The organism is Photobacterium piscicola, assembly GCF_900166965.1.
Classification (GTDB): Bacteria; Pseudomonadota; Gammaproteobacteria; order Enterobacterales; family Vibrionaceae; genus Photobacterium; species Photobacterium piscicola.
In genome coordinates this window covers 543882-557917 of record NZ_FUZI01000002.1, presented here as the reverse complement: position 1 = coordinate 557917, position 14036 = coordinate 543882, and the positions used below count along the sequence as shown (strand labels likewise).

At 40.7% G+C, this 14036-nt stretch carries 13 protein-coding genes; 12 read left to right on the top strand and 1 reads right to left on the bottom strand.

Going from position 1 to position 14036, the window contains the following annotated elements:
• Window positions 1–3 precede the first annotated feature (3 nt).
• The 8 genes from CZ809_RS21295 (at window position 4) to dinB (ending at window position 7278) form a co-directional block, all read left to right on the top strand.
• Window positions 4–1248 carry an NADH:ubiquinone reductase (Na(+)-transporting) subunit B gene (locus CZ809_RS21295; RefSeq protein WP_199190769.1) on the top strand — a complete coding sequence of 415 codons (1245 nt, stop codon included), beginning with the start codon at window positions 4–6 and terminating at the stop codon, window positions 1246–1248.
• A complete protein-coding gene (locus tag CZ809_RS08810; protein WP_080157108.1) occupies window positions 1238–2029 on the top strand; it encodes a Na(+)-translocating NADH-quinone reductase subunit C in 792 nt (263 codons plus the stop codon). The genes CZ809_RS21295 and CZ809_RS08810 overlap by 11 nt, the downstream gene beginning before the upstream one ends.
• The gene (locus CZ809_RS08805) at window positions 2022–2654 is read left to right on the top strand and encodes an NADH:ubiquinone reductase (Na(+)-transporting) subunit D (protein ID WP_065166531.1); all 633 of its coding nucleotides are present in this window, start codon (window positions 2022–2024) and stop codon (window positions 2652–2654) included. The genes CZ809_RS08810 and CZ809_RS08805 overlap by 8 nt, the downstream gene beginning before the upstream one ends.
• A gap of 7 nt (window positions 2655–2661) precedes the next feature.
• A complete protein-coding gene (gene nqrE / locus CZ809_RS08800) occupies window positions 2662–3258 on the top strand; it encodes an NADH:ubiquinone reductase (Na(+)-transporting) subunit E (RefSeq protein ID WP_060999503.1) in 597 nt (198 codons plus the stop codon).
• Window positions 3259–3281: 23 nt separating this feature from the next.
• On the top strand, window positions 3282–4505 hold the full coding sequence (gene nqrF / locus CZ809_RS08795; protein ID WP_080157106.1) for an NADH:ubiquinone reductase (Na(+)-transporting) subunit F: 1224 nt from the start codon (window positions 3282–3284) through the stop codon (window positions 4503–4505).
• A 160-nt stretch (window positions 4506–4665) separates the two neighbouring features.
• A complete protein-coding gene (locus CZ809_RS08790; RefSeq protein ID WP_080157104.1) occupies window positions 4666–5691 on the top strand; it encodes an FAD:protein FMN transferase in 1026 nt (341 codons plus the stop codon).
• Between the two features lie 11 nt (window positions 5692–5702).
• Window positions 5703–5924, top strand: a complete 222-nt coding sequence (gene nqrM / locus CZ809_RS08785) for a (Na+)-NQR maturation NqrM (protein ID WP_036795773.1) — start codon at window positions 5703–5705, stop codon at window positions 5922–5924.
• A gap of 265 nt (window positions 5925–6189) precedes the next feature.
• On the top strand, window positions 6190–7278 hold the full coding sequence (dinB, locus tag CZ809_RS08780) for a DNA polymerase IV (RefSeq protein ID WP_080157102.1): 1089 nt from the start codon (window positions 6190–6192) through the stop codon (window positions 7276–7278).
• 60 nt (window positions 7279–7338) lie between these two features.
• Here the strand turns inward: dinB and CZ809_RS08775 are convergent, their stop codons facing one another.
• Window positions 7339–8799, bottom strand: coding sequence for an aminoacyl-histidine dipeptidase (locus CZ809_RS08775; RefSeq protein WP_080157100.1), 1461 nt, complete (start codon window positions 8797–8799; stop codon window positions 7339–7341).
• A gap of 1081 nt (window positions 8800–9880) precedes the next feature.
• Here CZ809_RS08775 and CZ809_RS08770 point away from each other — a divergent pair.
• The 4 genes from CZ809_RS08770 (at window position 9881) to crl (ending at window position 13809) form a co-directional block, all read left to right on the top strand.
• Window positions 9881–11170 carry an NCS2 family permease gene (locus CZ809_RS08770; RefSeq protein WP_080157098.1) on the top strand — a complete coding sequence of 430 codons (1290 nt, stop codon included), beginning with the start codon at window positions 9881–9883 and terminating at the stop codon, window positions 11168–11170.
• Window positions 11171–11238: 68 nt separating this feature from the next.
• The gene (gpt, locus tag CZ809_RS08765; protein WP_080157097.1) at window positions 11239–11697 is read left to right on the top strand and encodes a xanthine phosphoribosyltransferase; all 459 of its coding nucleotides are present in this window, start codon (window positions 11239–11241) and stop codon (window positions 11695–11697) included.
• A 185-nt stretch (window positions 11698–11882) separates the two neighbouring features.
• On the top strand, window positions 11883–13142 hold the full coding sequence (gene frsA, locus CZ809_RS08760) for an esterase FrsA (protein ID WP_080157095.1): 1260 nt from the start codon (window positions 11883–11885) through the stop codon (window positions 13140–13142).
• A gap of 256 nt (window positions 13143–13398) precedes the next feature.
• Complete coding sequence (crl, locus tag CZ809_RS08755) at window positions 13399–13809, top strand: sigma factor-binding protein Crl (protein ID WP_080157093.1); 411 nt, start codon at window positions 13399–13401, stop codon at window positions 13807–13809.
• Window positions 13810–14036 lie beyond the last annotated feature (227 nt).

The window sequence follows — 14036 nt, the reverse complement described above, 5'->3', positions numbered from 1 at the left end:
TTCATGGGTTTCAAGAATTTCCTCGAAAGTATTGAGCACCACTTTGAACCAGGTGGTAAGCATGAGCGTTGGTTTGCGTTATATGAAGCGTTTGCCACTCTTATGTATACGCCAGGACAAGTGACGCGTTCATCTGCGCACGTTCGCGACAGCATCGATCTAAAACGTATCATGATCATGGTATGGTTTGCGGTATTCCCAGCAATGTTCTGGGGTATGTATAACGTAGGTGATCAAGCTATTGCTGGTCTTAACCACTTATACACAGCAGACAAACTAACAGCAGTCATTGCTGCTGACTGGCATTACTGGTTTACCCAGATGTTAGGCGGCACGCTATCAGCAACTGCTGGTTGGGGTAGCAAGATGCTACTTGGTGCAACTTACTTCTTACCTATCTACGCAGTTGTTTTTGCGGTAGGTGGTTTCTGGGAAGTGTTGTTCTGTATGGTGCGTAAGCATGAAGTTAACGAAGGTTTCTTTGTAACTTCTATTCTTTTTGCATTGATCGTTCCGCCAACACTACCACTTTGGCAAGCCGCTTTAGGTATTACTTTTGGTGTCGTTGTCGCAAAAGAAATTTTTGGTGGTACTGGTCGTAACTTCCTTAACCCAGCACTTGCTGGTCGTGCTTTCCTATTTTTCGCATACCCAGGTCAGATTTCTGGCGACCTAGTATGGAATGCGGCGGATGGTTTCTCTGGCGCGACACCACTAAGTCAGTGGTCTCAAGGTGGTCAAGCAGACGTAGTTAACACTATTACTGGTCAATCAATCACTTGGATGGACGCATTTGTTGGTCATCTTCCAGGTTCAATTGGTGAAGTATCAACACTCGCTATCCTTATCGGTGGCCTGTTTATTGTTGTTATGGGCATTGCTTCATGGCGTATTATCGCTGGTACAATGATCGGTATGATCGTTGCTGCAACGCTATTTAACATCATTGGTTCTGATACTAACCCAATGTTCAACATGCCTTGGCAGTGGCACCTAGTGTTAGGTGGTTTTGCGTTTGGTATGATGTTTATGGCGACAGACCCAGTGTCGGCTGCGTTCACCAATAAAGCAAAATGGTGGTATGGCGCACTGATTGGTGCAATGGCTGTAATGGTACGTGTAGTTAACCCTGCATATCCAGAAGGTATGATGCTAGCGATTCTATTTGCTAACCTATTTGCACCTCTATTTGACAACCTAGTTGTTCAAGGCAACATCAAACGGAGACTGGCTCGTCATGGCAAGTAATAAGGATAGCTTCTCAAGAACGCTGATTTTTGTAGTTGTATTGAGCCTTGTGTGTTCAATCATCGTATCTACAGCAGCAGTTGTTCTGCGTCCAAAACAGCAAGAAAATGCAGTACTTGACGTACAACGCAACATTCTTGCTGTTGCAGGTCTGCTAAATAAAGACACTAACATTAAGCAAACATATAACCAGTTTATCGAGCCTAAGCTTGTAAACATTAATACGGGTAATTATGTTGCGGAAGTTGCTGGCGAAAATGCAGCTAAATATAATCAACGTGACGCTGCGAAGAATGATAAAGAATCTATCAAACTTCCAGCTAACGAAGATTTAGCAAAGATCATTCGTCGTGCAAATGTGGCGACTGTTTATCTTGTTAAAGATGCAGCTGGTACGTTAACTAAAGTGATCCTACCTATTCACGGTAACGGTTTATGGTCAATGATGTATGCATTCGTTGCGGTTGCAACCGATGGTAATACTATTGACGGCATCACTTACTACGATCAGGCGGAAACTCCTGGACTTGGTGGTGAAGTTGAAAACCCAACATGGCGTGAGCAGTTTGTTGGTAAGAAGTTGTATGATATGAACTTCAAACCTGCAATTAAAATCCTTAAGGGTGGTGCACCTGTAGGTACTGATCACCAAGTTGATGGTCTTTCTGGTGCAACGCTAACAAGTAACGGCGTACAGCATACCTTCGATTTCTGGTTCGGTGCACAGGGCTTTGGTCCTTACCTTGCTAAGTTACGTGCAGGAGATCTGAATAATGGCTGATACTAAAGAAATGAAAAAGATCCTATTTGGACCTTTTATCAGCAATAACCCAATTGCATTACAAATTCTTGGTGTTTGTTCAGCGTTAGCGGTAACTACTAAGTTAGAAACTGCGTTTGTAATGACAATTGCAGTGACATTGGTAACTGCATTTTCGAACTTCTTCGTATCATTAGTTCGTAATCAAATTCCAAACAGCGTGCGTATTATTGCGCAAATGGCGATTATCGCATCATTGGTAATCGTGGTTGACGAAGTATTACGTGCATACCTTTACGATGTATCAAAGCAGCTATCTGTATTCGTTGGTTTGATCATTACTAACTGTATCGTAATGGGCCGTGCGGAAGCATACGCAATGAAATCTGCACCAGTACCTGCATTTATTGATGGTATCGGTAACGGTTTAGGTTACGGTTTTGTACTTATTACTGTGGCTTTCTTCCGTGAGCTTTTAGGCTCAGGTAAGTTATTTGGTATGCAGGTATTGCCTCTAGCTTCTGATGGCGGTTGGTATCACCCGAACGGCCTAATGCTGTTGGCTCCTTCTGCGTTCTTCCTAATTGGTTTCATGATCTGGATTATTCGTACTTTCCGTCCAGAACAAGTAGAAGCGAAGGAGTAAGAGGAATATGGAACATTATATTAGCCTATTGATTCGCTCGATCTTTATCGAGAACATGGCATTATCTTTCTTCTTGGGTATGTGTACTTTCCTAGCTGTGTCTAAGAAAGTTAAGACCTCTTTTGGTCTAGGTGTTGCGGTAATCGTAGTACTGACACTATCTGTACCGTTAAACAATCTTGTGTACAACTATGTACTTAAAGATGGTGCAATTTTCCCAGGTGTTGACCTTAGCTTCTTGAACTTTATTACGTTCATTGGTGTGATCGCAGCATTGGTTCAGATCCTTGAAATGGTTCTTGATCGCTTCTTCCCGCCACTATACAACGCGTTAGGTATTTTCTTACCGTTGATCACAGTTAACTGTGCAATCTTCGGTGGTGTATCTTTCATGGTGCAACGTGATTACAACTTCACAGAATCAATCGTCTACGGCTTCGGCTCTGGTGTTGGTTGGATGTTGGCAATTGTTGCGCTTGCGGGTATCCGTGAGAAGATGAAATACTCAGATGTACCTGCGGGTCTTCGTGGTTTAGGTATTACCTTTATCACTGTTGGTCTTATGGCGTTAGGCTTTATGTCTTTCTCTGGCGTACAGCTGTAATCAGGATAAGGAAGGAATAGTCAATGGATATTATTCTTGGCGTAGGCATGTTTACCTTGATTATCCTGGCTCTAGTTTTAGTGATTTTATTCGCTAAATCTAAGCTAGTACCATCAGGTGACATTACTATCTCAGTAAACGGCGATCCAGAAAAAGCGATCACTACAGGTGCGGGCGGTAAACTACTGAATGCACTTTCTGCTAACGGTATTTTCGTATCATCAGCATGTGGTGGCGGTGGCTCTTGTGGTCAGTGTCGTGTAAAAGTTAAATCTGGTGGTGGTGATATTCTACCAACAGAGCTTGATCACATTTCTAAAGGTGAAGCACGTGAAGGCGAACGTCTAGCGTGTCAGGTTAACGTTAAATCTGACATGGACATCGAGCTTCCTGAAGAAATTTTTGGTGTGAAGAAGTGGGAATGTTCTGTTATTTCTAACGATAACAAAGCAACCTTCATTAAAGAGCTTAAGCTTCAAATTCCTGATGGCGAAACAGTACCTTTCCGTGCTGGTGGTTACATTCAGATTGAAGCACCGGCTCACCACATTAAATACTCAGACTTTGATGTACCAGAAGAGTACCGTGGCGACTGGGATAAGTTTAACTTGTTCCGCTACGAGTCTAAGGTTGATGAAGATATCATCCGTGCTTACTCAATGGCTAACTACCCAGAAGAGTTCGGTATTATTTTGCTAAACGTACGTATTGCTACGCCGCCGCCGAATAATCCTGATGTAGCTCCTGGTCAAATGTCATCATTCATCTGGTCACTGAAAGAAGGTGACAAGTGTACTATTTCTGGTCCTTTCGGTGAGTTCTTCGCGAAAGACACTGAAAATGAAATGGTATTCGTAGGTGGTGGTGCAGGTATGGCGCCAATGCGTTCACATATCTTCGACCAACTTAAGCGTCTACACTCTAAGCGTAAGATGTCTTACTGGTACGGTGCACGTTCTAAGCGTGAAATGTTCTATGAAGAGGATTTTGATGCACTAGCTGCAGAGAACCCTAACTTTGTATGGCATTGTGCGCTATCAGATCCACAGCCTGAAGATAATTGGGATGGTTACACTGGCTTTATTCACAACGTTCTTTATGAAAACTACTTACGTGATCATGAAGCACCTGAAGATTGTGAGTACTACATGTGTGGTCCACCAATGATGAACGCAGCTGTTATCAGCATGCTGAAAGATCTTGGTGTTGAAGATGAAAACATTCTATTGGATGATTTCGGTGGCTAATTACTAGCCCTTCGCCTTGAAAGAAGGCTGGCCTATTAAGGTCAGCCTTTTTCATTATTAATGAATAATAATGTTATTTTTATTGTGGTTATTATCAGTTAGTAATGACTAACTATGGTCCCTAGAGTAAAAATTACCTTTATTTCATTGGAGTAGTTGAATGAAAATGTTCCTTATTCGGGCTGTATTTGTGATTACAGCATTGTTAGCGCTTGCCGGCTGTAGTGATCAGCGTCAGCAAATCACTATTAATGGCTCGACAATGGGAACCTATTATTCAATTAAAATAATAAATCAAGATGGTTTGCCAACAGCAAAAGAAATTCAAAAAGAGATCGATCGTCGTTTAGAGTTAGTTAACGATCAAATGTCGACTTACCGTCCAAATTCAGAATTAAGTTTATTTAATCAAGCGCCAGCCAATAAAGCTTTTCCTGTCTCTGCGGCAACCGCGAAAGTGATCACTGAAGCCTTACGTATCTCTAAGGTTAGTAATGGTGCTTATGATGTGACTGTTGGACCTGTGGTTAATTTATGGAGCTTTGGCCCTGAAGCACGCCCTGAATCAATTCCAACCGATAAAGAAGTGACGACTCGCTTATCTGAAGTGGGTTATCAGCATGTGAAAGTTTTACCTGATAATAAACTTATTAAAGATGAAGCTAAGTTATATGTCGATTTATCATCAATCGCTAAAGGCTATGGTGTTGATGTGGTTGCTGATTATCTAAAAGATGATTTACACGTTAAAAACTTCATGGTTGATGTCGGTGGTGAGCTTCGCTTGCAAGGTAAAAATCAAGCCAATGTTTTATGGCGTATTGCTGTTGAAAAACCAGTAGAGAATGAACGTGCGGTACAAGAAATTCTTCAGGCGGGTGATATGGCGATTGCAACATCAGGTGATTATCGTAATTACTTTGATGAAAATGGCGTACGTTATTCACACTTGATTAACCCTAAAACTGGCCGTCCTATTGATAATCATGTAGTGTCGGTAACTGTTATTGCGCCATCATGCATGACGGCAGATGCTTATGCGACAACCTTCTCTGTAATGGGTGAGGATGAATCAATTGCACTCGCAAACCAAGAAAATATTCCTGTTATGTTGATTGTAAAAACCAAAGATGGCTTTGTTGAATACAAATCAAAGACTTTTGAGCAATACGTAGATAAAAAATAATAGAGGCTTCCATGGCAATTTATTTAGTAACATTTGCTGTTTTTCTACTGGTTATTATTGCAATGGCAGTAGGGTATATTTTTCAGCGTAAGTCTGTTAGTGGTAGTTGTGGCGGTTTAGACGGCATTGGTATCGCAAAAGAATGTGATTGTCCTGAACCGTGTGATGCACGTAAAAAACGAGAAGCTCGTGCTGCACGTCAGGCTGAATGGAAGAAAAATCAGATTATATAATCGGTTTTAATCACACAATGTAAGTTATTACTTACTCTGAAACCTAGGTACGACAACGAAATTGTCATACCTGGGTTTTTTTATGAGTGTAATTTAAATGAAATCCAAGCCGATAAAAAAGTGCTGTGATGTAGCTTCTGTTACATTCTCCATCGCCCCATTTGGAAAAATGGTCATTGCTATATTGGCACTGATTCAGTAAATTGTCGTATAATGACTGTATATAAAAACAGTTATTTGCTGTGTTCATCAATGAGTATTTGCTGTGACCAATCCATTGTCTATCCAACGTAAAATTATCCATGTTGATATGGATTGCTTTTATGCAGCTGTTGAAATGCGTGATAACCCGGCTTTACGTGATATTCCAATCGCTATTGGTGGGCGTTCTGAGCAACGAGGGGTGGTGAGCACATGTAATTATCTCGCCCGTAAATATGGGGTGCATTCAGCAATGCCGACTGCACAAGCAATGAAACTGTGCCCGCATTTAACGTTAGTGCATGGACGAATGGAAATATATCGTCAAGTTTCTCAGCAAATACGGGCTATCTTTGCTCGCTACACCGATAAAATTGAACCGTTATCATTAGATGAAGCTTATTTAGATGTCAGTGATTGTGAGATGTTGCACGGCTCTGCAACCTTGATTGCACAACATATTCGACAAGCTATAGAACAAGAGTTGCAACTAACGGCATCTGCTGGCATTGCTCCGGTTAAATTTATTGCAAAAGTAGCATCTGATCTTAATAAGCCCAATGGTCAATATGTAGTAACCCCCGAACAAGTGGATGACTTTGTCGCAGAGCTAAAACTGGAGAAAATTCCAGGGGTTGGGAAAGTCACTATTCAAAAACTACATCAACAAGGATTGTATGTCGGCCGTGATGTTCAAAATTATGCACAACAGCAGCTACTGCAACAGTTCGGTAAGTTTGGACAATCATTATGGTTACGTGCCCATGGTATCGATGAGCGTGAAGTGATTGTGGAACGTCAGCGAAAATCTGTTGGCGTTGAACGTACGTTTAGTAAAAATATAGCCAGTTATGACGAATGTTGGCAGGTAATTGAGCACTTACATTTAGAGCTTGAACAGCGGTTGCGAAAAGTACGGCCGCAACTGAATATTGCTAAACAAGGGGTAAAATTAAAATTTGCCGATTTTCAGCAAACAACAGTAGAGCATAGTTACCCGTTATTGGATAAACAGCAATTTATACCACTGTTAACAGAAGCACTGACACGTCAACAAGGACGAGAAATTCGTCTTATTGGATTAAGTGTGGGTTTAGATCAAGGATTAAAAGCCCAGCAGTTATCATTTAGTTTTGATAATAATAAAGATTAATACACCCCAATAAAAAACGGGCACGAGGCCCGTTTTGAATTCATACTTCAATTATTCGAGTTATTTTTTAACAGGAATATTTTTCAGAATCGCTAGCATTTGATCCCAGAACATTTGTACGGTATCAATTTTCACTTTCTCATCTGGAGAGTGAGGGAATTTGATTGTTGGGCCAAAAGATAGCATATCCATTTCTGGGTATGGTTCTTTAAATAGGCCACACTCAAGACCAGCGTGGATCACCATGATGTTAGGTTTATTTCCATACATCTGCTGATAGGTATCACGGAATACTTGCATGATTTCAGAATCAGCATCAGGTTTCCAACCTGGGTATGCGCCAGATGAAACACACTGTGCGCCAGTAAGTGCCGCTAATGATTGCAACATACCTTCAACGTAGCTACGACCAGAATCGATCAATGAACGAATCAGACATAGGATCGTTACTGTGTTTGTTTCAGTCGTGATGACACCCATGTTTAATGATGTTTCTACTACGCCTTCAATATCATCGCTCATGCGAATAACACCGTTAGGACAAACATTTAACGTATGCATTAAACGTGTTTGGTCAGCCAGTACCATAACATCGCTAGGTTGTGCACATGCTTCAGTAAATAAGGTAATGTCAGTTTCAACATGGCCTAATTCAGCACTAACGATTTGTTGGTAATGAGCAAATAACGTATTAAGCTTATCGATATTTGCCGCTGGTAATGTTGCAACAACGCTTGCTTCACGTGGTAGGGCATTACGTAAGCTACCACCAGTGAAATTGTTGATACGTAAATCAAGCTCATTAGCATGACCCACTAAGAAACGCGCCATTATTTTATTCGCGTTACCACGACCAGTATGAATATCACAGCCTGAGTGACCGCCTTTTAGGCCTTTAACAACTAATTTAATTGCTTGATGTTCAGCCGGAACAGCTTCGCGTTGAATATCAATGGTCAACGCAACATCAACACCGCCTGCGCAACCCATGTAAACTTCGCCTTCTTGCTCAGAGTCAGTATTCAATAGAATATCACCCTCAAGCCAGCCTGCTTCCAAACCAAAAGCACCTGTCATGCCTGTTTCTTCATCGATGGTTAATAATACTTCTAATGGACCATGTTCGATGTCTTTAGCCGCTAGAATGGCAAGGCAGGTAGCCATACCCATGCCATTGTCTGCACCTAGTGTTGTGCCTGTCGCCGTTACCCATTCACCATCAATAAATGGCAGAATTGGATCTTGAGTAAAGTCGTGGACAGTGTCTTCATTTTTTTGTGGCACCATATCAATGTGTGCTTGAAGTACAACGCCTTTACGGTTTTCCATGCCAGCTGTTGCTGGTTTTTTAATAATAACGTTGCCGGCATTATCACGACGAACATCTAATCCTTCCGCCTGTGCGAACGACACAATGTATTGTGCTAGTTGCTCTTCATATTTAGAAGGGTGAGGGATTGAACAAATCTGATCAAAGAAATGCCAAACAGCTTTTGGTGATAGTTGAGTAATTTCAGACACGGTAGCCTTCCTTTTAATATACGAGACTGGGCTAGTGTCATTTTGTAGGGTCTTAGCCGTAAAATGACAAAATAGGTAGCGAGTGTTTTTATCGCTTTGGTTTTAGCATATCACTCTGCCTTTAGGGGAGATAGGGCAAATAATAAAATCTTATAGCACTGATTTCTGCGATTATTACGGCACTGATGCCGTTATCCTCAATCATAATTGTGGTTATGTCTTTTATATGATCAAATGTGCTGAAAAACATCCAAAAAGAGAGGGATTGAAATATAACCAAATAATAATGTAATAAATTTACACGAAAAGCCATATCTCAAGTTAAAAAAGCAGAAAATGTGATCTACTTAAAAAAAACGTTGTAAATTTATTTCATTTTGGCTATAGTTTAGTCATGCCCGATTGATAGGCACAATGATTAACACGACACGTTCAGGATGAACCCGAGATATCGCCTCCAAGGAACCGAGAATAAGTGAGCCGCGATGGCAAGCCACTAACGATGACGTTGGTGTACTTATGACTAAGGTGATTTAAATGAAAATTTTTTCTTCAATGACACATTTTTGGAATAACCGTACTGTATATACAAGTAACTTCCATTACCCAACGCCGTACCGTTACTAATTAGATTTTATTGTTTTGTTGCTTTCAACGAAACAAATGCAAGTTTGTTCATCCCCTTAAATTAAGAATATCTCGATAACACTATCCAGTTATCTGCAACATTCTGCCGCCACTTCCCTTTGAAGTGGCGTTTTTTTAGCTGCTTTTTATGTTATACCCTCATTTTTATTCTGGTTATCGGCCTTTATTAACACTTGTTTAGTTATTTAAAAAGTAAATGTTCAAAAAATAGCCATGGATGTTTTATTTTTAATTAACTGATAAATATACTTTAAATAGACGTTACTTAAGTTATATCAAGACTGATAGTTATTGTTTTACGCTTTTCAACGATAAAATCTGGAAATTGCGTGATCGCATGATTATAATCAGCCCCGAAATGGATTGCGCAATCGTTTTCTATTTCTTGGCGTTGTTTGTTACTTTATTGCGTATCTCTAAGGAACCGAGAAGCATGCTAGAAAAGTTATTTAAACTCACTGAAAATGGCACAACTGTGCGCACTGAAATTATGGCAGGTGTTACTACCTTCCTGACAATGGCTTATATTATTTTTGTAAACCCCACTATGCTAGCCAGTACAGGAATGGATCAAGGTTCAGTGTTTGTTGCTACTTGTTTAGCGGCAATGATTGGCTGCTTTGTGATGGGTTTTTATGCTAACTATCCTGTCGCACAAGCACCGGGCATGGGACTTAACGCCTTTTTTACTTATACCGTTGTTTTAGGTATGGGTCATACATGGCAAGTGGCATTAGCAGCAGTATTTTTATCTGGCTTATGCTTTATTGCATTGAGTGTTATGCGCGTCCGTGAATGGATTATCAACGCGATTCCTCATTCATTACGTATCGGTATTTCAGCCGGTATTGGTCTGTTTTTAGCGTTCATTGCTTTGCAAACATCAGGCATTGTTGTGGCGAGTCCTGCAACATTAGTCACCGCCGGTGATTTAACCAGTTTTCCAGCAATAATGGCTGCACTCGGTTTTTTCCTGACGATTTCTTTAGTACAACGTGGTTTTAAAGCGGCGGTATTAATTGCGATTTTAATTGTAACTGCAATCAGCATTATTGTTGGTGAAGTGGATTACAACGGCATTATGTCAATGCCACCAAGCATTGCTCCAACCTTTATGCAGCTTGATTTTTCAGGCGCGATGGAAGTGGGGTTAATTTCAATTGTGTTTGCCTTTTTGTTTGTTGATTTGTTTGATACCGCAGGCACATTGGTCGGTGTTGCAACTAAAGCAAACTTAATTGGTGAAGACGGAAAATTACCGCGTTTAAACCGAGCACTATTAGCCGACAGTACTGCAACCTCGATTGGTGCACTATTGGGGACGTCAAATACCACATCTTTTGTTGAGAGTGTGTCGGGTGTCGCAGTTGGCGGTCGTACAGGTCTAACAGCCGTAACAGTTGGCGTGTTATTCTTATTAGCCTTATTTTTTGCCCCATTGGCTGGAATGGTTCCAGCCTATGCAACGGCGGGTGCGCTGTTTTATGTCGCGATTTTAATGATGTCAGGTTTGGTATCGATTGAGTGGCGAGATTTAACAGAAGCGGCGCCGGTGGTGGTTGTGTGTTTACTAATGCCTTTAACTTATTCAATTGCGGAAGGTATTGGTCTTGGTTTTATCACATTTGCGGTCGTAAAAGCATTGAGTGGCAAGGGACGTGAAGTAAACATTAGTGTATGGGTTATTTCAGCGCTATTTCTTGCGAAGATTATTTTCTTATAAGCGTAATGTTATATACGTTTACATAAATTTATGCGGTTTTAAATCGCTGTTTCAGAGGTTGTTTTACTATGAGTAATAAATTCGTCATCACTTGGGATAACATGCAAATGTACACGCGCCAGCTAGCAGAAAAATTGCTACCAGCAGAGCAGTGGACAGGTATTATTGCAGTTAGTCGTGGCGGTTTAGTGCCAGCTGCTATTTTGGCGCGCGAATTAGGCATTCGTCATGTTGATACCGTATGTATCGCAAGCTACGATCATGATCACCAGCGAGATATGAAAGTGATCAAGCAAGCTGATGGTGACGGTGAAGGCTTTATCGTGGTTGATGACTTGGTTGATACTGGTGGTACTGCTGAAAAAATTCGTGAAATGTACCCACGCGCTAAGTTTGTAACAGTATGTGCTAAGCCTGCGGGTCAGCATTTAGTTGATGATTTTGTTGTTAGTATTCCACAAGATACTTGGATTGAACAACCTTGGGATATGGCGGTTACTTTCGTCGATCCTATTGCGAAAAAGTAATTCGTTTATTTCAGCACTGATTCAGCAATCAAGTTGTGTTGCGGTAATCATCGAGCTTGAAAACTAAGTTTTATCAAAGACGTCACGTTGTTGACGTCTTTTTTTATGGATTTTAGTTATTGGCAGCCGTTTAGGTATATTATCTAGGTCTATTAAGAGAAGTGATATATACGTTGGAGGATGCCGTGTCGGAACCATCAAAACAAAATTTATCAGAGAAGCTATTTGCTCCACGTCAAACCAGCAAAGAGACATCGAATATTGTTAAGATTGCGCATGTCCGTAGTGGGGATGTAAACAATGCTCTTGATGGTGAAAGTCAGCTTGAATGGTATCGTGTCTTACGTCGCCCACAATGGATATGGCAAGGTGTTGATCCTGTTGAGCAAGAAGCTGTTTTAGCGCGTATAGCGGGTTCTAATGCCCCTCGTACCAGTGATCATTTACTTGATACCGTTATTGGTTATCGTCCGGGTAACTGGACCTACGAATGGTCACAGTTAGCTTCAAATTATCAGCAATTAGCCCGTACGGCGGCTAATAATGGCGAGAAGCTAGCAGCATCAGAGCTATTATTTAAAGCCAGTACCCATTATAGCATTGCTGCTTATCCTTATATCAAAGGTGATCAGCTGGCTGATCAAGCTGAGTTACAGGCCAATCAAAGTTACCGAGAGGCAATTGAACTACGGCCGCATGATATGCGTAAGATTGATGTTAAATATGAAAATAAGACTTTTGAGGCATTCATTCATCTTCCACGCACTGACAAATTATTACCGACAGTTATTGTCAGTGGTGGTTTAGCAACATTACAAAGTGACTTGTGGCGTTTATATGAAGATTATTTAGGCCCTGCTGGATATGCAATGGTCACGCTTGATATGCCATCTGTGGGCCACAGTGATCGCTGGAATTTAACCGAAGATACCAGCCGTCTGCACCAAGCGTTACTGCAACAAATCCGTGATGTGCCTTGGGTCGATAACCGCAATGTAGCAATGTTAGGGCTGCGTATGGGTGGTAATGCTGCAATTCGACTTGGGTTTATGGAGCCAACACGACTAAAAACCTGCGTTAGCATCGGGGGAGCTATCAATAGCTTTCTTACACAGCCGAAGTTATTAGATAAAATTCCACGGATGTATTTGGATGTATTGGCATCACGCATGGGTAAGAATGGCCAAGCTGAAGCAAGTATTAAATCTCATTTACCTGCGTGGTCATTAAAAAACCAAGGAATACTTGGTCGTCGCCGCGTTGACATTCCTATGCTTGGTATTGGTTTAAAAAACGATCCTGTTTGCCCAGAGATGGATAACCAATTGATTGCGTTATCAAGCTATGGTGGTAAAGCGATCACTTTACCTGCAAAACCTATTTATGATGGTTACCATCGCGTAATGACTGAAGTGGTTAAATGGCTTGATGATAAAATGAAATAATTATCACAGCGACAATATGAGATTTAACAGTAACGGAATCGTACTATTGTGCGATTCCGTTTTTTTATAACCAAATATATTGTCATGATATTGTTAGCAAAATTGATAGCTATGGTTTGTTATTTTGTTAAATATTATCCATACTATAATCAATTATTATTGTGCTAAGCGTATGTTTTAATGCGTTAGGGATAATACCAAAGGTAGTAAGTATTACTTGCGAATTCAATACCGCTGACTATGGATGGACAAAACAATGACAATAGCAACAAGCTTTCCGCCGCATGGCCGTTTGATGTCTAAATTGACAGCAATAGGTCCTTATCTTCGTGAGAAAAAATCACAACCTCAACGGTTCTTTTTTGACTGTTTAGCCAGTTGTGTCAATGCTGAAAAAGAACCCGAACTACGTGAGTTTTGGGGCTGGTGGTTAGTGATGACGGCAACCGATACTGGCTATGAATATGAGTATGATTTTGGTCGCTTTAATGCCGCAGGTGAGTGGGTTGATGGTAAATTACCTGCAAAACATAAAGACGCTGTATTAAAAACATTAACGGATTTTTACTCAAAATTAACGCCCTTTATTATTGATGAGTGTCAATTAACATTGTCTCCCGCTGCAAAATTAACTCAAACCCCGCTAATTGAGTTATCAGCTAACTAAGCTAATTGATGGTTTAAGTTGACTCAAATGACCACTGGCGACATGAAATGCTGCCGTTGTGAAATTCTCATAACGATGCACTGATATTGTCGCTACGTGGTATAGGGGTTATTCATTAAGGATGTTTATGCTTAAACATCCTTCTAAAGCCGATTAATATTGATTTTGTCATTGTTTTTTTCTTGTGCTTTTCGGTAGGGATTGATACAACAAAGAACATTTATTAT